The following is a 23377-nucleotide window of genomic DNA, read 5'->3' on the forward strand; positions in this document are numbered from 1 at the left end:
CCATCGGCGGGCCCGTCACGAACGCATCGACGGGCACCCCGCCTCCCACCACTGAAGGAAAGGTGTTCGACACCGTGGAATCCGCCGTGATCGTTGCCATCGACGGACCCGCCGGCACGGGCAAGTCGAGCACGTCCAAGGCCGTGGCAGCGGCCCTCGGACTGCGCTACCTGGACACCGGGGCGCAGTACCGGGCGATCACCTGGTGGATGATCGCGCACGGCGTCGACACCGCCGACCCCGCTGCCATCGCCACCGCCGCGGGCAAGCCCGCCATCGTCTCCGGCACCGACCCGGCCGCCCCGACGATCGCGGTCGACGGCGAGGACGTCTCCGCCCCCATCCGCACCCCGGAGGTCTCCGCGAAGGTCAGCGCGGTCAGTGCGGTCCCCGAGGTGCGCTCCCGGATCACCGCGCTCCAGCGCTCCATCGCCGCCGAGGCCGAAGCCGGCATCGTCGTCGAGGGCCGGGACATCGGCACCACCGTCCTGCCGGACGCCCATCTGAAGGTCTTCCTGACCGCCTCCCCGGAGGCCCGGGCGGTCCGCCGCACCGCCGAGCTGGCCGGCGCCGACCTGGCGGCCACCCGCGAGGCCCTGATCAAGCGGGACGCGGCCGACTCCAGCCGCAAGACGTCCCCGCTCGCCAAGGCCGACGACGCGGTGGAGGTCGACACCACCGAACTCACGCTGGCGCAGGTCGTGGCCGAGGTCACCGAACTCGTCGAGCAGCGCCGGGCGGCCCTTCGGTGACCGCGTCCGCCACCTCCCCGAAGCCCGCGAAGGACTCGTCGGCCGCAGACCTGCCCTCCGCGCACGGCGCGGCGGTCGGCCGGGGCATCGGCATCGGTCTGATGAACGGCCTGTGGAGCCCGCGGGTGCTGGGCGCCTGGCGGGTCCCGTCCGCCGGCCCGGTGATCCTCGCGGTGAACCACTCGCACGCGATCGACGGCCCCATACTCATGGGCACGGCGCCCCGACCGGTGCACTTCCTGATCAAGAAGGAGGCGTTCGTCGGCCCCCTCGGCCCCTTCCTGCGCGGCATCGGGCAGCTGGAGGTCGACCGGTCCGGCACCGACCGCACCGCCGTCACCGGCGCCCTCGGCATCCTGGAGCGCGGTGGCGTCCTCGGCATCTTCCCCGAGGGCACCCGGGGCGAGGGCGACTTCTCCGCGCTGCGCGCCGGGCTCGCGTACTTCGCCGTCCGCTCCGGCGCCCCCGTCGTCCCCGTGGCGGTCCTGGGAAGCACCGAGCGCCGAGGACGGTTGATCACGGCACTGCCCCCGCTGCGCGGCCGGGTGGACGTCGTCTTCGGCGACGCCTTCGAGGCGGGCGACGGATCCGGCCGCCGTACGCGCACGGCGCTGGACGAGGCCACCGTGCGCATCCAGGACCGGCTGACCGCCCACCTGGAAAACGCCAGGCGCCTGACCGGCCGCGCCGGGTAAGACTTGAGAGCGGATCACGCGACGTGATCCGGCCAGACACGAGGAAACGGACTTCATGAACGACCAGCACGACCACGGAGCGCTCGGCGACGCCGAGTACGCGGAGTTCATGGAGCTCGCCGCGGTGGAGGGCTTCGACGCCGAGGAGGTGGAGGACGCCATCGACGAGGCCGGTCACGGCCCGCTGCCCGTCCTCGCCGTCGTCGGCCGGCCCAACGTCGGCAAGTCGACCTTGGTGAACCGCATCATCGGCCGCCGCGAGGCCGTCGTCGAGGACCGGCCGGGCGTCACCCGCGACCGCGTCACCTACGAGGCCGAATGGGCCGGGCGCCGCTTCAAGGTCGTCGACACCGGCGGCTGGGAGCAGGACGTCCTCGGCATCGACGCCTCCGTCGCCGCCCAGGCCGAGTACGCCATCGAGGCCGCGGACGCGGTGGTCTTCGTCGTGGACGCCGCCGTCGGCGCGACCGACACCGACGAGGCGGTCGTCAAGCTGCTGCGTCGGGCCGGCAAGCCGGTGGTCCTCTGCGCCAACAAGGTCGACGGCCCCAGCGGCGAGTCGGACGCCACGGCGCTGTGGGCGCTGGGCCTCGGCGAGCCCCACCCGGTCTCCGCGCTGCACGGCCGCGGCACCGGCGACATGCTCGACGCCGTCCTCGAAGCGCTGCCCGACGCCCCCGCCCAGACCTTCGGCAGCGCGGTCGGCGGCCCCCGCCGCATCGCCCTGATCGGCCGCCCGAACGTCGGCAAGTCGTCCCTGCTGAACAAGGTCGCCAACGAAGAGCGCGTCGTCGTCGACGAACTCGCCGGCACCACCCGCGACCCCGTCGACGAGCTGATCGAGCTGGGCGGTGTGACCTGGAAGTTCGTCGACACGGCCGGCATCCGCCGCCGGGTCCACCTCCAGGAGGGCGCGGACTACTACGCCTCGCTGCGCACCGCCGCCGCCGTCGAGAAGGCGGAGGTCGCGGTCGTCCTGATCGACGCCAGCGAGACCATCAGCGTCCAGGACCAGCGGATCATCACCATGGCCGTCGAGGCGGGCCGCGCGATGGTGATCGCGTACAACAAGTGGGACACCCTCGACGAGGAGCGTCGCTACTACCTGGAGCGGGAGATCGAGACGGAGCTGGCGCAGATCGCCTGGGCGCCCCGGGTGAACGTCTCCGCCCGCACCGGCCGCCACATGGAGAAGCTGGTCCCGGCGATCGAGACCGCGCTCGCCGGGTGGGAGACCCGCGTCCCCACCGGCCGGCTGAACGCCTTCCTCGGCGAGATCGTGGCCTCCCACCCGCACCCGATCCGCGGCGGCAAGCAGCCCAGGATCCTCTTCGGGACGCAGGCGGGCACCAAGCCGCCGCGCTTCGTCCTCTTCGCCTCCGGCTTCCTGGAGCACGGCTACCGCCGCTTCGTGGAGCGCCGGCTGCGCGAGGAGTTCGGCTTCGAGGGCACTCCGCTGCACATCTCGGTGCGGGTGCGCGAGAAGCGCGGCCGCAAGAAGTAGCCCCCGCGCGGGCACACGGACGAGGGCGCTGCCCGGGTACTTCCCGGACGGCGCCCTCAGTGCTGCGGTGCCGCCCTCAGCGCCCTCCGGGTGCCGGTGGCAGCGCCGGGTGCTGGCGGACCGGGTACGGCTGCCAGGCCGTCGCCCCGTACGGCGGGTGGACGGCGAGACGGTTGCCCGGGTGGCCGGCGAAGCCGTGGAAGACGAGGTGCTCCTCGCCGGTCCGGTCCCCGGGCAGGGCCCGGAACGACCGCCGGTACTCCAAGTAGAGCGCGTCGAAGATGGGGGTCAGCGATTGACCTGCCGATCCCTCGTGCGTGGGGCGCATCGCGGGGATGTGGCTCGGGTACGGCTGGCGGATGGGATCGTAAGTCTGCACACTCCTGCAACGACCCACGACCCCGGCCCGTCACTCACAACCCGTTGCATTCCTGTCCGAACGGGTGTACATGGCACATCTGGCGCACCAGGCACACAACGGGCGCCCCGACGGGCTCAGGTGCCGGCGAGCGGCATCGCGGCGGCGACCAGCAGGCCCCGGGCCGCCGCCTTCTCCAGCGCGTCGCGCAGCAGGTCCTCGCGCGGCTGCTGGCCGATGGCGCCCACGGGGGCCGCGAACACCAGCACCGTCTTCGACTTGTTCGCCGCGGTCCGCCAGCCCTCCGTGACCTGGAGCGCCTGGTGGGCCTGCCACCAGGCGACGCCACCGGCCTGGAGGATGGCGTGCAGCTTGCCCATGGCGAGCAGCACGGACCAGCCCTGGAGGGGGGCGGGCAGCCCGTTGACGTCGTGGATCGGGGCGAAGCCCTGTTCCATCAGCAGCGGCAGGAAGTCGTCGCCGTCGCCACCGGTCGTGCCGGGGCGGGCGATGGGGGCGGTGGGCTCCACCACCAGCGCGGGGTGCAGATCGCCGTTGACCAGGATCAGCCCGCTGGTGACGCCGAGGACCGCCTGGTTCGGCGCGGCGTCGAGGGGCGCGGGGTCCACCGCCGGGGCGGCGGCCCGGGGCGCGCCGGTGATGGACCGCACGGCGCCCTGGAGCTGGTCCTCGGCGAGCTGGACGACCTGGGACGGGATGCAGCTGGCGTGCGCGAAGGCGAGTACGGCGGTCTCCTCGCCGACGAACAGCACGGTGCTGGTGCGCTCCTGCTCGGGGTCGCCCGGGGTGCGGCAGGAGGTGCAGTCGTAGCTGCCCGGGGCGGAGTCGCCGGCGAGCAGCCGATCGGCTTCTTCGTCGCCGATCTCGGCGCGGACGTCCTCGCTGACGTCGAGCATGGGGGGCACGGGTGGCTCCTCGGGACTTGTTCGGGTGCGCCGGGCGGTTCCCGGCTCATAAAGGGTTCAACGGGTGATCTGTGGTGGGAGTCACGCGCCCGGGAGTGCGGAATCAAGCCGTCCGGTGCGGACGGTGACATCGCTGGCGGAATCGATCACTCCAGGTCAACTCGTGGTGGACGCAAGGGTCCTGACGGGGTGAACCACCTCACGTTTGACCTCGATCGACTGTCCGGGATATCCCCACTTAAGGGTGTCAACGGGGCGCCAAGATCGCTGAAAGGCTGTCAAGTTACCTCTGGTAACGCCCAACTGGCCTGCGAAAACGAGGAATTGGTTGAGCTGCGGGCCGCGGACTCCGTACATTCCTCCGCCGGGTGCAGAGAGCACCGTCCCGGGTCGACCCGCCCAGGCGCCGTACCGCCAGTACGGCCCGTGCACCACCCGTGTCCGCACCGCCGGCGAACGCCGTCGTGGCGGACACCTCCCCGGCGGGTCGGGCGGTACGGGTCGGCGACGCCGGAAGCGTCGTCGTCCGGGCCGTGAGGGAGACCCCGGGTCCTTCGAGAGGTCTGTGATGTCCGCTCATTCCCGTCCCTCCCGCACCCACTCGTCCGCCACCCGCGGGCGCTACCCGGCGGCCCTGGTCGGCGCCGCCCTCGTCGCACCGCTCGCCCTCGTCGCCACCACGGCCGGCGAGGCCAGGGCGGCCGACAACGGGGTGTGGGACCGCATCGCCCAGTGCGAAAGCGGCGGAAACTGGCACATCAACACCGGCAACGGCTACTACGGCGGACTCCAGTTCTCCGCCTCCACCTGGAAGGGCTTCGGCGGCGGCGCCTACGCCCGCAGCGCCGACAAGGCCAGCAAGTCCCAGCAGATCGCGATCGCCACCAAGGTCCAGCGCGTTCAGGGCTGGGGCGCCTGGCCCACCTGTTCCCGCAAGGCCGGCGCCTACGGCAGCGCCCCCGCGTCCGCGCCGGTCGTGAAGCCCGCGAAGGCCGCGAAGCCGTACAAGGCGCCGAAGGCCACGAGCAAGACCGGCAAGCCGAGCAAGCCGAACAAGACGCAGCCGTACACCGGACAGCGCACGAGCGAGCCCCCGCGACGCACCGAGGCCCACACCGGCCGTGCCGTCGCGCGCGCAGGCACGTACACCGTCCGCCAGGGCGACACCCTCAGCGGCATCGCCGCCGCCCACGGCAAGGACTGGCGCGACCTCCACCGGGCCAACAGCTTGGTCGTCGGCGCCGACCCGAACCTCATCCTGCCCGGCCAGCGCCTCGCCCTCTGAGGCCAGGGCAGCACCGCACCACCCCCCACGCCGCAGCCCCGCCCGCCGTTCCCCGGGCGGGGCTGCGCCCGCCCGCGCCCCCCGTCCGGTCCGCGGGAGACCGCGGGCGCAGTAGAGTCCTGTTCGACCACATCTGAACAGGGGGCGCGGCAGCGCATGCGCATTTCCTTCCTGCTGCACAACGCATACGGCATCGGCGGCACGATCCGCACGACCTTCAATCTCGCCCAGGCCCTCGCGGAACGGCACGACGTGGAGATCGTCTCCGTCTTCCGGCACCGCGACGAGCCCCTGATGGGGGCGCCGAACGGCGTCACCATGCGCGAGCTCGTCGACCTGCGCCGGGGGAGCCCGGACTACGCGGGCGACCTGCCGGACTACCGCAGGCCCGCCCGGGTCTTCCCGCGCGGCGACGGCCGGCACAAGCAGTACAGCCGACTCACCGACGACCGCATCGGGGCGTACCTGCGCTCCGTGGACGCGGACGTCGTCGTCGGCACCCGACCCGGGCTCAACGTCCACATCGCCCGCCAGACCCGCCGCGGCCCGGTCCGCATCGGCCAGGAACACCTCACCCTGGACGGCCACAGCTACCGGCTCCGCCGGGAACTCGGCTTCCGCTACGGGCTCCTGGACGCGGTCACCACCGTCACCGAAGCGGACGCCCGCGCCTACCGCACCCGGCTGAACCTGCCGGGCGTACGCGTCGACGCCGTCCCGAACAGCGTGCCGGAACCGACCGTCACCCCCGCCGACGGCAGTGGCAAGGTCGTCGTCGCGGCGGGCCGGCTGACCCGGGTCAAGCGCTACGACCTGCTCGTCGAGGCGTTCGCCAAGGTCGTCGCCGCCCGCCCGGACTGGTCCCTGCGGATCTACGGCAGCGGGGACGCCACCGGCAACGAGCGGGACGCGCTGACCGCGCTGATCGAGGAGCGGGACCTCAAGGGCCACGTGTCCCTGATGGGCAACGCCAACCCGCTGGAGCCGGAGTGGGTCAAGGGCTCCATCGCAGCGGTCACCTCCAGCAAGGAGTCCTTCGGGATGACCATCGTGGAGGCGATGCGCTGCGGGCTGCCGGTGGTCGCCACCGACTGCCCGCACGGGCCGCGGGAGATCATCGCGGACGGCGTGGACGGACGGCTGGTGCCGGTCGGCGACGCGGACGCCGTCGCCGACGCGCTGCTGGAGCTGATCGAGGACGACGACCTGCGGCGGCGCACCGGGGCCGCGGCGCTCGCCGCGTCGATGCGCTTCGACCCGGCGCGGATCGCCGAACGCCATGAAGAGATCTTCACCGAGCTGGTCGAGCGGGCCCGGGCCCGGGGATCGCGCGGTGCGGCGCGCGATCTGGCACTGCGCTGCCGCGGCACGGCGTACGGCAGCGCGTACGCCCTGCGCTACCTGGCCGCCGCCACCCTGCGCCGACTGCGCAAGGCGTGAGGCACCGGGCGTAGGGCCCCGGCACGCAGGGCCCCGCCGGCGTCGTGCGGCGGGGCTTGGCAGACTGCGGACCATGTTGGAGACCTCCGCTCGACTGTTGCGCCTGCTCTCGCTGCTCCAGGCACGCCGTGAATGGTCCGGCGCCGAGCTGGCCCGGCAACTCGGCGTCACCGCGCGCACGGTGCGCCGGGACGTGGACCGGCTGCGGGAGCTGGGCTATCCGGTCAACGCCAGCCCCGGCACCGGCGGCGGCTACCGCCTCGGCGCCGGCGCCGAACTCCCGCCGCTGCTGCTCGACGACGACGAGGCGGTGGCCGTCGCCGTCGGGCTGCGCACGGCCGCCGGCAACGGCATCGAGGGCATCGGCGAGAGTTCCGTACGCGCGCTGGCCAAGCTGGAGCAGGTGCTGCCGGGCCGGCTGCGGCGCCGGGTGGGGGCGCTGAACTCCGTGACCGTGCCGCTGCTGCGCGAGCCCAGCACCCGGCTCGACGCCGCCGTGCTCACCGAGTTGGCGAACGCCTGCCGCGACAGCGAGCGGCTGCGGTTCGCCTACGAGGACCACAACGGCGCCTCCTCGCGCCGCACCGTCGAGCCCCACCGGCTGGTGTGCAGCGAGCGCCGCTGGTACCTGGTGGCCTGGGACGTCGATCGGGACGACTGGCGCACCTTCAGGGCCGACCGCATCGTGCCCGCGCCCCCGCACGGCCCGCGCTTCACCCCGCGCACCCCGCCCGCGGAGGACCTGGCGCGGTACGTCGCCCAGGGCATCTCCACCCGGGCGTACACCACCCGGGCGGTCATCCGGCTGCACATGCCCTACGAGCGGGCGGCCGAGCTGATCTCCCCGGCGGACGGGGTGCTGGAGCGGATCGACGACGAGCACTGCCTGCTGCGCACCGGGGCGACCAACCCGGACGTGATGGTGGTTCACGTCCTGCTGATGGGCGTGGACTTCGACGTCGTCGAGCCGGACGAGTTGAAGGACCACATCGCGGTGGTGCGGGACCGCCTCTCCCGCGCCGTCGACTGACGCCGGCTGAAGAAGCTCCGGCGGCCTGGTGGGAAAGTGCGGGGGATTGTGTAAGGAAGCCGTGAATGGGGCGGCTGTGGCAATTCGTCGGCGAGGGTTCGGCGAAGGGCCCCAGCAATTCCCCGCCGGAATTCTCCATGATCGTCCATCCGCCGGGAAATGCCGTGTGGGCGGTGCGGAAGTGCCCGTACGAGTGACGTCGTTTGGGCTGAACGTGTCCCGCCGCCTTGTGACAGAAGTGTGACGAGTGGGTGGCGCGGGAACGACCGGCGGGCGACCCCCGCTCCGCTTCCGTCACCGTCCGCTGCCACCTACCGTGGGAGGCATGGCACCCATACCGAGCCCCTCCGCCGAGCCGGACGACGCCACCGGTGCGTACGTCGGCCTGCGCGCCGACGACGCCGAACGGCGGGCCCGTCAACACGGCTGGAGCACCGTCCGCTCACTGCCCCCGGGCGCGATCATCACCCTGGAGTACCTCAGGGGCAGGATCAACTTCGAGGTCGAGCACGACACCGTGGTGCGCTGCTGGCGCGGCTGAGCGCCACCGGTGCGCGGTGCGCCGGGCACGGGGAAGGGCCCCGGCCTGGTCGGCGCGGGGCCCTTCGACGTGCGGTGGTACGGGAGCGGGCTCAGCCGCCGGACATCGTCCGGGACGCGGACGGCCGGTGGCTGCCCGAGGGGGTCACCGACGCCCGCTCGGAGCGCACCGGGTGCGTCCGGGCCTGGGCGCGCCGCGCCGTCGCCGTGCCGGACGACGCGGCGGTGGCACTCGGGGCGGCGGCCGGTCCGGGCAGGGTGGCGCCCAGGCTGACCACGGGCTCCCGCCGCTGGTCCTCGCCGCCCTGGCCGGCGGCCGTGCGCTGCGCCGCCACCGCGGGCCGGGGGCCGCCCGCCGCCACCGGCAGCGAGGGGACGAGGGCGCGCCGCGCGAGCCACCGGTCGCGCTGGCCCAGGATCCACGCCTCCGCGCGGCCGATCAGCGGCTCGCACCAGGGCAGCGCCAGCAGGATCAGCAGGCCGGCGGCCCAGCCCAGGAGCACATCGCTCAACCAGTGCGTACCGATGTAGACGGTGGTGAGTCCGACGCCGAGCGAGACCGTCGCCGAGAGCGCCGACAGATAGCGGCGGGTCGTCGGGGTGGTGGCCAGATAAGCCAGGATTCCCCAGGTGACGACCGCATTGGCGGTGTGGCCGGAGGGAAATATATCCCCGCCGGCGAACATCTCGGACGAGCCGATCTGCGTCGCGTAGTGGGGGCCGAGTCGGCCCAGTCCGATCTTGACGCTGCCGACGGTCACATTGAGCAGCAGCAGCGCGACGCCGAGCGCCAGCAGGGGGCGCAGGGTGTGCTGGCGCCAGGAGCGCCAGCCCAGCCAGGCCGCCACCATCACGGCGGTGGGGCCCCGCTGGCCGAGGACCACGAAGTAGTCGAGGAAGGCGTGCAGTTGCGGCCACTGCTGGTAGGGCCGGAACAGCATGACCTTCCAGTCGATGAGCACCAGCCACGTCGACGCCAGCACGGCCACGACGATGGCGACGTAGAACACGGCCGTCCCGCCGAAGAGGGCGAGACGGGTGCGGCTCATCCGCGGGATCTCTATCTTCGGCGGTTCCGGCTCCCGGTCCAACCGGGCGAAGATGTCGGTACGCACCCAATCGACGTTACAGCGAGTGAGGGTGCGACCCGGCCGATCCAGCGGGTTTGTGATGACGATGTGATGTGGAGTATGTCTCCTGACGCGGAATTTAAGACTGGCCATTCGGGAAATTCCGGAGCTCAGGTGTCGTAATGCTCCGGGAGGTCGCCCTGAAAGCCCCTTATCCCGGCGGGATCTGAGCGGCCAATTGCAGTTCATCGCATCCCCGTATGAATTTTTTCTCATCTGGCGGGCGCCCGTGGCCGACCCGCGGTGAACGGTGGCCGGTCCCTGACGGTGCGGGGGTGGCGTACGCCACATGCGGGCGCACCACGGCGTGAGAGGTGGGCCACGCGCCGTGCAGATGAACTCGCGTACGCTGACGGCTCACTCGTCCGTCGACGTCGGACCGCCGCACGGGACCGTCCCCGTCCCCGTTTCCCCCGGCCGGATCCACCGCGGACGGGGGAGTCACTGGAGGTTGTGGATGTCAGGGACGACCGCGACGGCGGCCCGCCCGCGCTCCGTCGGCGACGGCGGTCACCGCTGGGTCGTCCTCGTCGTCCTGTGCGTGAGTCTGCTGCTGGTCGCCGTGGACGCCACGGTGCTGCACGTCGCGGTGCCCGCCGTCACGGAGGACCTGCGGCCGAGCGGTGTCGAGCTGTTGTGGATCGTCGACGCCTACCCCCTGGTCTGCGCCGCGCTGCTGATCCTCTTCGGCACCCTCGGCGACCGGGTCGGGCGCCGCCGGGTGCTGCTCATGGGGTACGTCCTCTTCGGCGTCGCCTCCGCCTTCGCCGCGTTCGCCACCACGCCCGAGGTGCTGATCGCGGCCCGCGCCCTGCTCGGCGTCGGCGGCGCGATGATCATGCCCGCCACGCTCTCCGTCCTCCGCGCGGTCTTCCCCGACCGCCGCGAGCGGGCGATGGCCATCGGCATCTGGACCGCGGTCGCCGCCGTCGGCGCCGCGACCGGACCGCTCCTCGGCGGCTTCCTCGTCGAGAACTTCCGCTGGGGCTCGGTCTTCCTGATCAACATCCCCCTGATGGTCGTGCTCCTGCCGGTGGCCCGCTGGCTGCTGCCGGAGTCCCGCAGCGGCGCCGAAGGCCCCTGGGACGTGCTGGGCGCGCTGATGGCCGCGGCCGGCGTGCTCGGCCTCGTCCTCGGGGTGAAGCGGCTCGGCGTGGGACACGGGATCCTCGACGCCGGCACCGCCCTGCCGCTGCTGGCCGGTGGCGCACTGCTGGCGGGGTTCGTGCACCGGCAACGCCGTCGCCGCCATCCGCTGGTGGACGTGCGGATGTTCGCCGCCGCCACCTTCTCCACCTCGGTCGGCTGCATCGTCCTCGCCATGCTGGCACTGGTCGGCCTCCAGCTGATCGCCGTCCAGTACCTCCAGCTCATCCTGGGGCTGAGCCCCGTGGAGACCGGGCTGCGGCTGCTGCCGCTGACCTTCGCCGCGATGGCCGCGGGCGCCACCGGCTCGTACACCCTGCGCCGGATCGGGCCGCGCCGGATGGTCTGCGGCGGCTTCCTGCTGACCGCCGCCGCCGTGCTGCTGCTGACCCTGATGGGGCAGCACGACCGGCCGCTGCTGCTCACCGCCGGCTTCGTGCTCCTCGGCTTCGGCCTCCAGACGACCCTCTTCGCCTCCTACGAGTCGATGCTCAGCGAGGCACCGGCGAAGCAGGCGGGCGGGGCCGCCGCGATCGGCGAGACCTCGTACCAACTCGGGGCCGGCATGGGGATCGCGCTGCTCGGCAGCGTGATGAACGCCGCGTACGCACCTGCCTTCGGCTCGCTCGTCGGGGTGCCGCCGGCCGCGAGTTCCGCCGCGTCGCACTCGCTGGGCGAGGCGTACCAGGTCTCCGACCGGCTCGGCGGCGCGGCGGGGGAGCTGCTGCGCTCCACCGCCCGCACCTCCTTCGTGCACGGCCTGCACGTCACCCTGGTGGTGAGCGCGGGACTGCTGCTGCTCGGTGCGCTCGCCGCGTTGCGGCTGCCGCGAGGCATGGAGTGCGCGGCGGTGGCGCCCGTCCACGACGAGCCCCGCAAGGCGGGGTGCCTCCGCCGGGCCGTGCCGGCGAGCCGTGAGCCGGGCGACGCCACGGGCGCGGACCGCGAGGTGGCCGCCCGCCCCTAGGACCGGGCACCCGGCGCCCTTGGACGCCGCCGCCGCGTCCCTGCGGAGCGTCGGTCAGACGCCATTACTGCACACCCATGACGGCGCGACCGCGCCCGCCGAGGGGGCGGGGGACCACGGACCGGCATCGCGGGGCAGCGCGGACGGGTGCGCGCGGTCGTGAGGGCTACCGCTGCTAGTTTTCTGGGCACAGCGCACCGCAGACGAGCGTCCGAAAGGCCCCCGCCATGTCCGCACCCGATCAGCTCGCGCCCTTCGACCCGTACGACCCCCTCGGCATCGACGACCTGCTCACCCCCGAGGACCTCGCCGTCCGCGACACCGTGCGTGCCTGGGCCGCCGACCGCGTGCTGCCGCACGTCGCGCACTGGTACGAGCAGGGCGAACTGCCCGAGATCCGGGAACTCGCCCGGGAGCTCGGCTCCATCGGCGCCCTCGGCATGTCCCTGGAGGGGTACGGCTGCGCCGGAGCCAGCGCGGTCCAGTACGGACTGGCCTGTCTGGAACTGGAGGCCGCCGACTCCGGAATCCGCTCCCTCGTCTCCGTACAGGGCTCGCTCGCCATGTACGCGATCCACCGGTACGGCTCCGACGAGCAGCGCGAGCGCTGGCTGCCGGACATGGCGGCCGGCCGGACCATCGGCTGCTTCGGGCTGACCGAGCCGGACCACGGCTCCGACCCCGCCGGCATGCGCACCCGCGCCCGGCGCGACGGCTCCGACTGGGTGCTCACCGGGCGCAAGACGTGGATCACCAACGGCTCCGTCGCCGGCGTCGCCGTCGTCTGGGCCCGTACGGACGACGGGATCCGCGGCTTCGTCGTCCCCACCGACACCCCCGGCTTCGCCGCCCCCGAGATCAAGCACAAGTGGTCGCTGCGGGCCAGCGTGACCAGCGAACTCGTCCTGGACGAGGTGCGGTTGCCCGCCGACGCCGCGCTCCCCGACGCCCGCGGGCTACGGGCGCCGCTGGGCTGCCTCAACCACGCGCGCTACGGCATCGTCTGGGGCGCGATGGGCGCGGCGCGGACCTGCTTCGCCACGGCACTGGAGTACGCCCGCACCCGGGTGCAGTTCGACCGGCCCATCGGCGGCTTCCAGCTCACCCAGGCCAAGCTCGCCGACATGGCGGTGGAGTTGCACAAGGGCGTCCTGCTCGCACACCACCTCGGCCGGCGGATGGACGCCGGGACGCTCCGTCCGGAGCAGGTCAGCTTCGGGAAGCTCAACAACGTGCGCGAGGCCATCGAGATCTGCCGCACGGCCCGCACCGTCCTGGGCGCCAACGGGATCTCGCTCGAGTATCCGGTGATGCGGCACGCGACCAACCTGGAGTCGGTGCTCACCTACGAGGGCACCGTGGAGATGCACCAGCTCGTCCTCGGCAAGGCGCTCACCGGCCTGGACGCCTTCCGGTGACCGGGCGGCGCGACGGGGGGACTCCGGCCCTTCGGCCGGGGTCGCGCCCGATGCGCCGACCGGTCAGCTCTGGTTGAAGAATCCGTCCTGGGGCCGGCCGGGGGCCTGGCCGTTGACGACCTCGGTGTGCGCCGGGCTGAGCAGGAACACCCGGGTGGCGACCCGGTCGATCGAGCCGCGCAGGCCGAAGGTGAGCCCCGCGGCGAAGTCGACGACGCGCTTGGCGTCGGCGGGCTCCAGGGAGGTGAGGTTCACGATGACGGGCACGCCCTCGCGGAACAGCTCGCCGATCCCCCGGGCGTCGCGGAAGCAGGTGGGAGAGACGGTCGCGATCCTGCGGCCGTCCTCCTGGGCCGAGTCGGAGGCAGTGCGTACCCGCGGGTCGGTGACCCAGGCGTCGCCGCCGTCGGCACCCTCGGCGTACTCGCCGTCGTAGCCGTCGGCGTAGTAGCGGTCGTCGCTGTCCTCGACGAGCCCCAGCCAGGCACTCGCCTTGCGCACAGATCCCATCGACGCCTCCTTTCGCTGTGGTCCGCCCTCCGGCGGTCTGTCGTCATCCCTGTCCCTATGGTCGTCCATCATGCGGATCGGGTGCCAAGTGGATAGCCGCCGTGCAGGGGATTCGTGACGGTACTGGTGCAGAAGATATGGCGGTTCGTCAGGGTTCTTCCCAGATACACCTGATGATCGTCGCAAAATATGAAAGTCGGGCCAGATGGGTGAGTCGACCGGCCCGGATGCGTACGCAGGTCTGGTTACGATGCCCCGGCGGCGCTGTCGAGCGCTGCTGAACGGCTCCACGGGGGGAAAGCCTTGTTCGGAATTGTCAGGCCCTGTGCCCATCGGTTGACCCAAGGGCTCAGGGCCGACTGGATGGCGCACCTGTGCGGGCTGTGCCTCGCGCTCCGCGCCGACCACGGGCAGTTCGCCCGGGTGGTCACCAACTACGACGGGCTGATCATTTCAGTTCTGACGGAGGCTCAGTCCGTGCGCACCGCGGACGACCGGCGCACCGCGGGACCCTGCCCGCTGCGCGGGATGCGCACCGCGCCCGTCGCCCGGGGCGAGGGAGCGCGGCTGGCGGCGGCGGTTTCGCTGGTGCTGGCCTCGGCGAAGGTGCGCGACCACGTGGCCGACGGGGACGGGGTGCTGGCGCGCCGTCCGATGGCCGCCGCCGCGCGCCGGGTCGCCTCCGGCTGGGACCGGGCCGGCGCGCGCACCGGCGCCGAGCTGGGCTTCGACACCGCTGTCCTGCTCGACGCGGTCGACCGGCAGGGCGGCATCGAGTCGCTGGCCGGGACCGGCACCCCGCTGCTGACCGTCACCGAGCCGACGGAGACCGCGACCGCCGCCGCCTTCGCGCACACCGCCCGGCTCGCCGGCCGCCCGGACAACGCCGCGCCGCTCGCCGAGGCCGGTCGCCTCTTCGGTCGTCTCGCGCACCTGTTGGACGCGGTGGAGGACCGGGCGGCGGACGCGGCGGCCGGCGCGTGGAACCCGCTCACCGGGACCGGCACCCCGCTGGCGGAGGCGCGCCGGCTCGCGGACGACGCGGTGCGGGGGGTGCGGCTCGCGCTGCACGACGTCGCGTTCGTCGACGACCGACTCGTCCACCAACTGCTCACGCACGAACTGGAAGTGGCCGTCGACCGGACCTTCCGCCAGGTCCACCAGGGCCCCCCGGGGCAGGGCGGCAACCCGTACGGCGGCAATGCGTACGGCGGGAATCCGTACGGCGGGAATCCGTACGGCGGGCAGGCGGCGGGGAGCGGGGGGAACCCGTACGCGGGTGGCGGGGCCGGCGGTGGTTCCGGCGCGGGAGGTCCGGGCGGTGGTGACGGCTGGGGCCGGTTCGGCGACCAGCCGCCCGAGCCCGACCGCACCCCCCGGCCGCGCAGCTTCCTCGGCGGCTGTCTGGCCGCCACCTGGATCTGCTGCACCTGCCAACCCCTGTGCCGCAGCCGCTGGGAGGGTCCGTGGTCGCGCAAGCGCCGCAAGGGACTGGAAGGGGAGTGCTGCGACCAGGGCGGCTCGTCATCGTCTTCGGGCGGCGGCGGCGGGAGCGGTGGCGGCAGTGGCAGTGGAGGCGGTGGTGGCGGTGGTGGTGGAAAGGACTCGTCCTGCTGTGACTGCAATTGCGACTGCGGCAGTTGCTGAACCCGACGGGCCCTCACATCGGACGAGGAGGCGCTGAGGGGAGTGGTGCGTGTCGTCGCTGCGGTGCCCGGGCGCACGAGGACGCGCGGACACGGGCCGCTGTGGGGCCGGCGGTCAGTTCCGGATCAACAGGAACGCGTACGCGGACGCGTACAGGAATGCATACAGGAACAGGAACACACCCGACCGAAGTCGATGTGGCGGCGGGTGACCAGCCGTCGCTGTGCATGCATGTGCTCAGTGGAACAGGCATGTGTCGGTGCGTCAACTGTTCCCCGAGCCACCGCCCACACTCCGGACGGCCTTGACACGCCACACCGACCAGCGCCTAGCCTGCGGTCACGAGACCGTGCTGAGGGGCGCGGTCCGTGTCGTCGCTCGACCGCTGCTCAGCCCCACGCCTTCGTGCCGTGGGTGAACGCTCCTGTGCTCGATCCATGCGTCCACGGAGCCTTCCCCCGTCCGCGCGCGGACCGCGCCGCGGGGCGCTGTGAGGTCGCTTCCCGCCGCCGTCGGTGCCGCGCCAGGCGCCGCACCCGTACGGCCGGCCCTCGCCCTGAGTGAACCGTGGGCGTCCCCGCGCCCGGCGCCCCCCTGGCCGCACCGCCGACCCGTGCCAGGGACCGACCCCTCCGGAGGAGCCATGCCGACCAGGCACACCCCGCCCCCGCCCCTGCCCGTGCCGTCCACCCGGTCCCGGCACCGGATGCTCCACCTCGCCGTCGCGCTCGACGGCCCGCCGCGGTTCGACCCCGGCCACTTCACCGACCTCGCGCGGCTCGCCGAACACGGCGCCCTCGACTTCGTCACCCTCGGCGACTCCTTCGCCCGGCCTGGCCCGGACGCCCTCGCCGTGCTCTCCCACGTCGCCCCCGCCACCCGACGGATCGGCCTGGTGCCGACGGTCACCACCACCCACACGGAGCCGGACCGCATCGCCGCCGCCCTCGCCACGCTCGACTGGGTCAGCCGGGGCCGGGCCGGGTGGTACGTCGGCGTCTCCACCACCCACGCCGAAGCCGCGCTCTTCGGGCGCCGCCCCGCCGCCCCGGCCCCCGCGTTATGGCAGCGCGCCTGTGCCGTCGCCACCGCCGCCGCCCGCCACTGGGACGGCCCGACCGGCGACCCGGCGCCCGAACCCGGGCCCCGCCCGCCCCAAGGGCGTCCCGTCACCGTCGTCGACGTCACCGGAACCGGCCAGGACGGACTGCGGTGCGCCGCCCGGCACGCCGACGTGGTCCTGGTCCGGGCGCCGTCGGCGGAACGGGCCGCAGCCCTGCGCACCCGCGTCCGGCACGAGGCCACGGTGTACGGCAGGGACCCCGACGACCTGCGGGTCCTGCTCTCGCTCGTCGTCGACCTGGGGGAGCGGGAGTCCGCCCGGGAGCCGGGGCTGCTCGACGCGGGCCCCTCGCTCGCCGCCCACGGCTCGTACTACAGCGGCGGACCGGTCGACCTCGCCGGGCTGTTGGCGCGCTGGCACGACGCCGGCGCGGTGGACGGCTTCCACCTGGCACCCATCGCACCCCACCGCGACCTGGAACGCATCGTCAACGGAACGGTCGCGCTGCTGCAACACCGCAGCCTCTTCCGCACCTTCCACCCCGGGGGCACCCTGCGGGAGCACCTGGGGCTGCCCCGACCCGCGGCCGGTCGCCCGACGGCCGGTCGGTCGGTCACCCGGGAGAGGAACGCGTCATGACCGGTACGCACCGTCAGCTGCACCTCGCGGTCCACCTCCCGGGGAGTGCGACCGGCCGCGGGCCGCTCGACTTTGCGTCGTGGGAACGGCTGGCCCGCACCGCCGAGCGCGGCCTGTTCGACTTCCTGGTCGTAGGACCCGACACGGCACTCGGGTCCTACGAGCCGTACCCGGGCCCCGACCCGTACGCGGTGCACGAACCGACGGCCGTGCTCAGCGCGCTCGCGGCCGTCACCGACCGCATCGGGCTGGTGGCCGCAGCCGCCCCCGGCGCGCACGAACCCTTCGAACTCGCCCGCGCGCTGGCGACCCTGGACCACCTGAGCGGCGGGCGGGCCGCCTGGCACCTGGTCGGCCCCGGCGGCGCGGGCGACGGCCACACCGCGGAGTTCGTCGGTACGGCCCGTGAGCTGTGGGACTCCTGGACCCCCGAAGGCCGGCCGCGGACCTTCGACCACCGGGGTCGACACTTCACCGTCAGCGGCGAGTTCACCGTCCCGCGGACCCCGCAGGGACGTCCGGTGGTGATCCACCCGCTGGACCCGGACGACGCCGCGGCGCGGGAGTTCGCCGTCTCGACCGCCGACGTGCTCTGTCCCGCGCACCGCACCCCCTGCGACGACCGCACCCGCTACACCGACGTCAAGCGCCGCTCCGCCGCGCACGGCAGGGCGCCGGACGACCTCCTGGTGATGGCCCGGGCCGTCTGCGTCCTCGGCGCGACGGACGCCGAGGCCCACGCCCGCGCCGCCGGGATCGACGACAACGATGCCGCCGGGCCGTCGGCCTTCGTCGGAGCGCCGGACACGGTGGCGGCGGCCCTGGCGGAGCAGGTCGCCCACGGCGCGGCCGACGGCTTCGTCCTCGTACCCGGGCACCCCCTCGACCTCCTCGACACCCTGGAGGTCTTCGTCGCCGAGGTCGTCCCGCTGCTCCAGGAGCGGGGCGCCTTCCGCACCGAGTACGTCGGGCGTACGCTCCGGGGCCATCTGGGGCTCCCCGAGCCCGTGTGGCAGGGGTGAAGGGCGCCCACCCCAACGACCGGTGGACCGGGGGCGCACGCCCGTGCGGCCCCTCCGCGCCGGAACCCGCCTCCCACCAGGGGCGCGCTCCGGCGCGCCCCGTTCGAGCGTCGAACGACCAACTGACGTCCTCCATACGGACGGGGGCTCGACGGAGCGTTCCGTTCTGGGACCATGTGCACAGCGTGGTCAGCTCGTTGGACACGGGGGGTCGCACCGCAGTGAAGCGCATCGGAATCACCGGTCACCGGGTCATTCCCCCGGAGGGGCACGCCGACATCCGCGCGGGCCTGCTCGCCGTGCTCCGCCGCCACGAGGGCCCTCTGGAAGCCTTCTCCAGCCTCGCCGTCGGCGCCGACCAGATGTTCGCGGACCTCGCCCTGTCCTGCGGCGCCGAGCTGACCGTGGTCATCCCCAGCGGGGACTACGAGAACGACTTCACGCCGGGGGAGTTGGTCGGCTTCCGCCGCTACCGCCGGCGCGCCACCCGCGAGGTGCAGCTCTCCTTCCCACACTCCACCGACGAGGCGTACTACGCGGCCGGCACCTACATCGTCGACAACTGCGACCGGCTGCTGGCCGTGTGGGACGGCGGCCCCTCGCGGGGGCTCGGCGGCACGGGCGACATCGTGGAGTACGCCCGCGCGTCGGGGAAGCCGGTGACGGTGATCTGGCGCGAGGGGCTGCGCCGGCCCTGAGGACCGGCGCGCCCGGGTGCGGCCCAACTGCGGTGACGCAGCCGAGGACCGGCGAGCAGCACGGCTCAACTGCGGTGGCGCACCAGCCAGTCCGTGTGCTGCGGGGAGACGATGCGCTCCGTCTCGTACACCGCGGACGGCCACTGGAGTTCGTCCACCGAGGTCTCCATGGCGGAGTGCAGCGCAGCCAGGTCCTGCTCCACCAGGGAGTGTGCGGCGATCAGCGGCTTGCGGCGGCTGATCTCGCTCCAGGCGATGCCCGCCGCCGCCGCCGCGGAGAGCGCACCCAGCAGATCCAGCGACTCGGCCGCGGAGAACGTGTGCAGCAGCGAAAGGACCAGCGCCAGCAGGGTCAGCACCACGATGGTGGTCGACCACAGCGCGGTCGACTTCCGGGACGTCTCCGCACTGCGGTGGTACCAGTTCCGCTGTTCGATGAGACGGTCCCGGATGTACGTCTCCTTGCGGAGGTTGAAGGGCTTGTCGCGCAGCCTTCGCATCGCCGGAGTGATCAACTCCGCGTCCGCCACCTCGGGAACTGCCGTTCGAGGGTCTTCCCAACCCACCTTGCACAACTCCCCGAGCCCTTCCTCTAACCGCTGGACGAACAATTCGTCCGGGTCGTCGGCGCGGGCGTCAAAAGGTGTTCCATGCACGGAATAGCGCCAGCACAAGGACTTGATGTACTCCGCGGCGGACCGGTTCAGTTGCCATTGCGACTTTGCTCGACGACGGGCCGCGCCGGTGCCGAGGGCGAGCACCCCGGCGTACGCCAACACGCTGAGTGCACCCGCGAGTTGGATCGAGCTTCCGAGCTTCCAGGAGGCGGGCAGCGCCGCGGCGGCGGCGCCCAGGACCAGGAGGAGCAACTGACGGCGCGTGGCGCCGGCGGCTTCGCGCTGGCGGGAGATGGCTATGGTGTCCGTGTGATGGAAAAGCGCAGGTAGATCGCTATTGCGGAACACCGTGCTGTGCGGCTGGCCGGGAATGCCCGACATGCCTCCCCCTGTCTGCCTGGCTGCCCGTCCACGGGGTTCTGTCGTCACCCGAGAGACGGAATCGCTTCCTCCGTGCATACCTGTCAGAATGTGAAGCAACTCTAATCGTTGGTTGTTCACGGCTTGAGTTGCTACCAGTGAACTTGAGAGTAGAGTCGTGCCGCCAGACCCCGCAATGGTGCCTGGTTATCCATGCTGTACAGCAAGATCGTGCGCGATCGTGTACACAGAACAAAGGACGGCCCCCATGACGATCTCCGCATCCTTCGCCGCAGCGAAGCGCAACCGTGTGTCCCTGCCCCAGTCCGCGCGTGGCACGGCGAAGAAGGCGACCGGGGCTGCTCCGGCCACCGACCGCGCCGTGCGCATCGCGACGTTCAACTCGTCGCTCTAGTCTCGGTTTGGGCCACTTTGCGTGGCAAAGGACCGTAGACTGGTGGAATGACAGGACCCCTGGTCCCATTCCGCGAGATCGTTCTGAAGGTCCACAGCAGGTGCGATCTCGCCTGCGACCACTGCTACATCTATGAACACGCTGATCAGAGCTGGCGAACCCGCCCGAAGGCAATCTCTGACGAAGCGATTTCCTGGACAGCTCTGCGACTGGCCGAGCATGCCAAAAATCATGCCCTGCCCTCCGTGTCAGTGATCCTGCACGGAGGGGAGCCACTCCTGGCGGGGCCCGCGCGACTGCGCCGCGTCTGCGAGGAACTGACCCGGGCGCTGGACGGCATCGCCGATCTCGACCTGCGCATCCACACCAACGGCCTACAGCTGAGCCCGCGCTACCTCGACCTCTTCTGCGAGTACGACCTGAAGGTCGGCATCTCCCTCGACGGCGACCGGGCCGCGAACGACCGTCACCGCCGCTTCGCCGACGGGCGCACCAGCCATCCCCTGGTCCTCAAGGCCGTCGACCTGCTGCGCGAGGAGCGCTACCGCCACCTCTACCTCGGTCTGCTGTGCACCGTGGACGTGGCCAACGACCCCGTCGCGGTCTATGACGCACTGGCCGAACTGGAGCCCCCGCGCATCGACTTCCTGCTTCCGCACGCCACCTGGGACCAGCCCCCGGCCCGCCCGGACGGCTCCCCGACCGCGTACGCGGACTGGCTGTTGACGGTCTTCGACCGCTGGGACGCCGGCGGGCGCCCCGTCCCGGTCCGGCTCTTCGAGTCCGTCTTCTCCACCCTCGCCGGAGGCCCCAGCCTCACCGAGTCGCTGGGCCTGGCGCCCACCGACCTCGTCGTGGTGGAGACCGACGGCGCCCTGGAGCAGGTCGACTCGCTCAAGAGCGCCTACGAGGGCGCCGCGGCCACCGGGTTCGACGTGATGCGGCACGCCTTCGACGAGGTCGCCGCCCACCCCGGCGTCCGCGCGAGACAGTTGGGGCTCGCCTCCGTCAGCGACGCCTGCCGCGCCTGCCCCGTCGTACGGTCCTGCGGCGGCGGCCTCTACACCCACCGCTACCGCACCAGCAACGAGTTCGACAACACCTCCGTGTACTGCACCGACCTGGAGGCCCTGATCCGGGGCGTCGAGCGGCGCATCGCGACGGAGCTGGTGCCGCTGGCGGTCGTCGAACCGGGCGCGCTGCTCGCCGATGACCAGGACGTGACGCGGATGCTCAGCGGCACGCTCACCGACGAGTTGGCCGGGCGGGCCGGGGAGCCCTGGGCGGACGCCTGGGACCTGCTCGTCGACCTCGACGAGAGCGGCGACGTCCTCGACGAGGTGTGGGGCCACCCCTATACCCGACCCTGGCTGGCGCGGGCCGTGGCGGCGGCGCACGAGGAGCGGCCCGAAGCCGTCCCGCTCGCCCTGGAGCTGCCGGCCCGGCTCGCCGCCGTCCAGGTCCGGCACGGCCACGGCTCGGACGTCCGGGTGCCGTACGAGGACGGGGTGCTGCGGCTGCCCGCCCTCGGCGAGTTGACGCTGCCGGTCGAGCGCGGCGTGGTCACCGTGCGCGCCGTCGACGGCGGGTTCACCGCCGCGCTGCCCGGTCGGGCGCCGATCCGCGTGCGCCTCGACGACCCGGGGGCGAGCGAAGGATGGCGGCCGGTGCACACCGTCGGCGGTCGCGACGGGGCGCCGCTGCTGCGGCTGGACGACCTCGACCCGTACCGCGACTGCCACGGGGCGACGGCGCGCGGCCGGCTCGACGAAGCGGAGGTCGCGGTCTGGGACCGACTGCTCACCGAAGCGTGGGCGCTGCTGCGCACCACCGCGCCGCGCCAGGCGGCGGAGGCCGCGGCCTGTCTGACCACGCTCACCCCGCTGGAGCCACCGGCAGACGACCGGCCCGACGCGAACGAATCCGATGTGTACGGGTCCGTTGCATACGGGTCCGTTGCGTACGGCTCCGGGGCGGGCGGGCACGGCTACGGCGCGCTGGGCATCGCCCTGCCCGCCTCGCCCGTCGAACTGGCCGGGGAGTTGCTGCGGGGGCTGCGCCGCAGCAAGCTGCACGCCCTGCTCCAGGTCTGCGATCCGTACGTCCAGGACGGCCAGTGGCTGCACCCCGCGCCCTGGCGCGACACGGAGGTGTCGGTGTCGCAGCTGCTCGCCGAGACCTTCGTACGGGTCGGGCTCGCCGCCCTCGACCCCGTCGGCGCCCGCGCGGCCGGGGCCGCCCTGGACACCCTGGAGCGCGCCCCGGAGCTGACCGTCAGCGGGCTGCGGCTCGTGGACGAACTGCGCAAGGAACTGGCCGCGGCGGGGGAGGAGCACGGCCGTGGCTGAGGTGTCCACCGCGTCCGGGGCGTCCGCCCCGCTGGTGGACGCCTTGGTCGAGCTGGGCGTGACGCCCGGGATGACGCTGCTGGTGCACGCCGCCCTGAGCGGGACCGGGTTGGACGCGGACGGGCTGAGGGACGCGCTGCTGCGGGCGCTCGGCCCGGACGGCACCCTGGTGGCCCCCGCCTTCACCCCGGAGAACTCCGACACCTCGCACGCCCATCGCGCCCGGGTGCACGGTCTGACACCCGAGCGGGCGGCGGCCTTCAGGGCGAGCATGCCGGCCTTCGACCCGGCCACCACGCCCAGTCAGGGGATGGGCCGGTTGGCCGAGTCCGTGCGCAGCGCGGCCGGGGCCGTGCGCTCCGACCATCCGCAGACCTCGTTCACCGCGATCGGCCGTCACGCGGCCAAACTCCTCGCCCACCATCCGCTCACGTCACACCTGGGCTGGGACTCTCCGCTGGGCGCCCTGTACCGGGCGGATGCACACGTCCTCATGATCAATGTGGATTTCCGGGTCTGCACCGCGTTCCATCTCGCCGAGTACCACCCGAATGCGCCCCGCAGGACGTACTCCTGTGTGGTTCGACAGCCCGGAGGGGGTAAGAAGTGGACAACGTACGAAGACGTCGTCCTGGACGACAGCGAATTTGACACGATCGGTGCCGACTTCCCTTGTCGGCCGCAATGGAGGGCGCGGTGGGCGAGTAAGCCCGCCCGATTGTTCTCGATCAAGGAAGCGGTTGATCACGCGGATCGCTGGATGTCTGAAAAGCGGCGTTGATTGACTGAACGACGGGGGGATGGAGCTGTCCGGGCTCCGGAATGATGAATTCGCTCGCATCTCCCCTCGATGTCGGGCGCGAGGGC

At 72.7% G+C, this 23377-nt stretch carries 21 protein-coding genes; 16 read left to right on the forward strand and 5 right to left on the reverse strand.

Annotated features, from left to right (window positions below):
- The first annotated feature begins 62 nt into the window (after window positions 1-62).
- The 3 genes from cmk (at window position 63) to der (ending at window position 2951) form a co-directional block, all read left to right on the forward strand.
- Window positions 63-752, forward strand: a complete 690-nt coding sequence (gene cmk, locus AB0E05_RS03800) for a (d)CMP kinase (protein WP_361958262.1) — start codon at window positions 63-65, stop codon at window positions 750-752.
- Between the two features lie 101 nt (window positions 753-853).
- Window positions 854-1447, forward strand: a complete 594-nt coding sequence (locus tag AB0E05_RS03805; protein ID WP_361959054.1) for a lysophospholipid acyltransferase family protein — start codon at window positions 854-856, stop codon at window positions 1445-1447.
- Between the two features lie 55 nt (window positions 1448-1502).
- On the forward strand, window positions 1503-2951 hold the full coding sequence (gene der / locus AB0E05_RS03810; protein WP_361958265.1) for a ribosome biogenesis GTPase Der: 1449 nt from the start codon (window positions 1503-1505) through the stop codon (window positions 2949-2951).
- A gap of 76 nt (window positions 2952-3027) precedes the next feature.
- Here the strand turns inward: der and AB0E05_RS03815 are convergent, their stop codons facing one another.
- Window positions 3028-3330 (reverse strand): hypothetical protein, encoded by a 303-nt coding sequence (locus AB0E05_RS03815; RefSeq protein WP_361958268.1) that lies wholly within the window; start codon window positions 3328-3330, stop codon window positions 3028-3030.
- 116 nt (window positions 3331-3446) lie between these two features.
- Complete coding sequence (locus AB0E05_RS03820; protein WP_361958271.1) at window positions 3447-4235, reverse strand: hypothetical protein; 789 nt, start codon at window positions 4233-4235, stop codon at window positions 3447-3449.
- Window positions 4236-4803: 568 nt separating this feature from the next.
- Here AB0E05_RS03820 and AB0E05_RS03825 point away from each other — a divergent pair.
- The 4 genes from AB0E05_RS03825 to AB0E05_RS03840 all read left to right on the forward strand — a co-directional run bounded on the left by AB0E05_RS03825 (window position 4804) and on the right by AB0E05_RS03840 (window position 8531).
- Complete coding sequence (locus tag AB0E05_RS03825) at window positions 4804-5520, forward strand: transglycosylase family protein (RefSeq protein ID WP_361958274.1); 717 nt, start codon at window positions 4804-4806, stop codon at window positions 5518-5520.
- Window positions 5521-5676: 156 nt separating this feature from the next.
- Window positions 5677-6960 (forward strand): glycosyltransferase family 4 protein, encoded by a 1284-nt coding sequence (locus AB0E05_RS03830; RefSeq protein WP_361958277.1) that lies wholly within the window; start codon window positions 5677-5679, stop codon window positions 6958-6960.
- Between the two features lie 73 nt (window positions 6961-7033).
- On the forward strand, window positions 7034-7990 hold the full coding sequence (locus tag AB0E05_RS03835) for a YafY family protein (protein WP_361958280.1): 957 nt from the start codon (window positions 7034-7036) through the stop codon (window positions 7988-7990).
- 325 nt (window positions 7991-8315) lie between these two features.
- The gene (locus AB0E05_RS03840; protein ID WP_361958283.1) at window positions 8316-8531 is read left to right on the forward strand and encodes an I78 family peptidase inhibitor; all 216 of its coding nucleotides are present in this window, start codon (window positions 8316-8318) and stop codon (window positions 8529-8531) included.
- A gap of 91 nt (window positions 8532-8622) precedes the next feature.
- Here the strand turns inward: AB0E05_RS03840 and AB0E05_RS03845 are convergent, their stop codons facing one another.
- Complete coding sequence (locus tag AB0E05_RS03845) at window positions 8623-9645, reverse strand: phosphatase PAP2 family protein (protein WP_361958286.1); 1023 nt, start codon at window positions 9643-9645, stop codon at window positions 8623-8625.
- A 472-nt stretch (window positions 9646-10117) separates the two neighbouring features.
- On the opposite strand from AB0E05_RS03845, the gene AB0E05_RS03850 reads away from it, so the two are divergent.
- Together AB0E05_RS03850 and AB0E05_RS03855 are read left to right on the forward strand one after the other, a co-directional pair.
- Window positions 10118-11773 carry an MFS transporter gene (locus AB0E05_RS03850; protein ID WP_361958289.1) on the forward strand — a complete coding sequence of 552 codons (1656 nt, stop codon included), beginning with the start codon at window positions 10118-10120 and terminating at the stop codon, window positions 11771-11773.
- A gap of 227 nt (window positions 11774-12000) precedes the next feature.
- A complete protein-coding gene (locus tag AB0E05_RS03855) occupies window positions 12001-13191 on the forward strand; it encodes an acyl-CoA dehydrogenase family protein (RefSeq protein ID WP_361958292.1) in 1191 nt (396 codons plus the stop codon).
- A gap of 63 nt (window positions 13192-13254) precedes the next feature.
- On the opposite strand, the gene sepF is transcribed toward AB0E05_RS03855, so the two are convergent.
- Entirely contained in the window at window positions 13255-13701 is a 447-nt protein-coding gene (gene sepF / locus AB0E05_RS03860) for a cell division protein SepF (RefSeq protein ID WP_361958295.1), read from the reverse strand.
- Between the two features lie 303 nt (window positions 13702-14004).
- On the opposite strand from sepF, the gene AB0E05_RS03865 reads away from it, so the two are divergent.
- From AB0E05_RS03865 to AB0E05_RS03880, 4 genes are all read left to right on the forward strand, one after another.
- Entirely contained in the window at window positions 14005-15348 is a 1344-nt protein-coding gene (locus AB0E05_RS03865; protein ID WP_361958298.1) for a DUF5685 family protein, read from the forward strand.
- 706 nt (window positions 15349-16054) lie between these two features.
- Window positions 16055-17050 (forward strand): LLM class flavin-dependent oxidoreductase, encoded by a 996-nt coding sequence (locus tag AB0E05_RS03870; RefSeq protein WP_361959057.1) that lies wholly within the window; start codon window positions 16055-16057, stop codon window positions 17048-17050.
- On the forward strand, window positions 17047-18072 hold the full coding sequence (locus AB0E05_RS03875) for an LLM class flavin-dependent oxidoreductase (RefSeq protein ID WP_361958301.1): 1026 nt from the start codon (window positions 17047-17049) through the stop codon (window positions 18070-18072). Before AB0E05_RS03870 ends, AB0E05_RS03875 begins: the two co-directional genes overlap by 4 nt.
- 221 nt (window positions 18073-18293) lie before the next feature.
- Entirely contained in the window at window positions 18294-18770 is a 477-nt protein-coding gene (locus AB0E05_RS03880) for a hypothetical protein (RefSeq protein ID WP_361958304.1), read from the forward strand.
- A 65-nt stretch (window positions 18771-18835) separates the two neighbouring features.
- On the opposite strand, the gene AB0E05_RS03885 is transcribed toward AB0E05_RS03880, so the two are convergent.
- On the reverse strand, window positions 18836-19768 hold the full coding sequence (locus tag AB0E05_RS03885; protein WP_361958307.1) for a DUF4231 domain-containing protein: 933 nt from the start codon (window positions 19766-19768) through the stop codon (window positions 18836-18838).
- A 247-nt stretch (window positions 19769-20015) separates the two neighbouring features.
- On the opposite strand from AB0E05_RS03885, the gene AB0E05_RS03890 reads away from it, so the two are divergent.
- The 3 genes from AB0E05_RS03890 (at window position 20016) to AB0E05_RS03900 (ending at window position 23291) form a co-directional block, all read left to right on the forward strand.
- A complete protein-coding gene (locus AB0E05_RS03890; protein ID WP_361535321.1) occupies window positions 20016-20162 on the forward strand; it encodes a hypothetical protein in 147 nt (48 codons plus the stop codon).
- 47 nt (window positions 20163-20209) lie between these two features.
- Window positions 20210-22510: a radical SAM/SPASM protein FxsB, inactivated metallohydrolase extension form gene (gene fxsB, locus AB0E05_RS03895; protein ID WP_361958310.1), complete on the forward strand. Its 2301-nt coding sequence runs from the start codon at window positions 20210-20212 to the stop codon at window positions 22508-22510.
- Window positions 22511-22580: 70 nt separating this feature from the next.
- On the forward strand, window positions 22581-23291 hold the full coding sequence (locus AB0E05_RS03900) for an AAC(3) family N-acetyltransferase (protein WP_361959060.1): 711 nt from the start codon (window positions 22581-22583) through the stop codon (window positions 23289-23291).
- Window positions 23292-23377 lie beyond the last annotated feature (86 nt).

It is taken from the genome of Streptomyces sp. NPDC048057 (assembly GCF_040653095.1).
Taxonomy (GTDB): domain Bacteria; phylum Actinomycetota; class Actinomycetes; order Streptomycetales; family Streptomycetaceae; genus Streptomyces.

Bases quoted from the DNA above. Each gene is read 5' to 3' on its own strand.
- AB0E05_RS03855 (WP_361958292.1), top strand. From the start codon at position 12,001: ATGTCCGCACCCGATCAGCTCGCGCCCTTCGACCCGTACGACCCCCTC.
- sepF (WP_361958295.1), bottom strand. From the start codon at position 13,701: ATGGGATCTGTGCGCAAGGCGAGTGCCTGGCTGGGGCTCGTCGAGGAC.
- der (WP_361958265.1), top strand. From the start codon at position 1,503: ATGAACGACCAGCACGACCACGGAGCGCTCGGCGACGCCGAGTACGCG.
- AB0E05_RS03885 (WP_361958307.1), bottom strand. From the start codon at position 19,768: ATGTCGGGCATTCCCGGCCAGCCGCACAGCACGGTGTTCCGCAATAGC.
- AB0E05_RS03870 (WP_361959057.1), top strand. From the start codon at position 16,055: ATGCTCCACCTCGCCGTCGCGCTCGACGGCCCGCCGCGGTTCGACCCC.
- AB0E05_RS03825 (WP_361958274.1), top strand. From the start codon at position 4,804: ATGTCCGCTCATTCCCGTCCCTCCCGCACCCACTCGTCCGCCACCCGC.
- AB0E05_RS03830 (WP_361958277.1), top strand. From the start codon at position 5,677: ATGCGCATTTCCTTCCTGCTGCACAACGCATACGGCATCGGCGGCACG.
- AB0E05_RS03890 (WP_361535321.1), top strand. From the start codon at position 20,016: ATGACGATCTCCGCATCCTTCGCCGCAGCGAAGCGCAACCGTGTGTCC.
- AB0E05_RS03805 (WP_361959054.1), top strand. From the start codon at position 854: ATGAACGGCCTGTGGAGCCCGCGGGTGCTGGGCGCCTGGCGGGTCCCG.
- fxsB (WP_361958310.1), top strand. From the start codon at position 20,210: ATGACAGGACCCCTGGTCCCATTCCGCGAGATCGTTCTGAAGGTCCAC.
- AB0E05_RS03840 (WP_361958283.1), top strand. From the start codon at position 8,316: ATGGCACCCATACCGAGCCCCTCCGCCGAGCCGGACGACGCCACCGGT.
- AB0E05_RS03835 (WP_361958280.1), top strand. From the start codon at position 7,034: ATGTTGGAGACCTCCGCTCGACTGTTGCGCCTGCTCTCGCTGCTCCAG.
- AB0E05_RS03875 (WP_361958301.1), top strand. From the start codon at position 17,047: ATGACCGGTACGCACCGTCAGCTGCACCTCGCGGTCCACCTCCCGGGG.
- AB0E05_RS03900 (WP_361959060.1), top strand. From the start codon at position 22,581: ATGACGCTGCTGGTGCACGCCGCCCTGAGCGGGACCGGGTTGGACGCG.
- AB0E05_RS03850 (WP_361958289.1), top strand. From the start codon at position 10,118: ATGTCAGGGACGACCGCGACGGCGGCCCGCCCGCGCTCCGTCGGCGAC.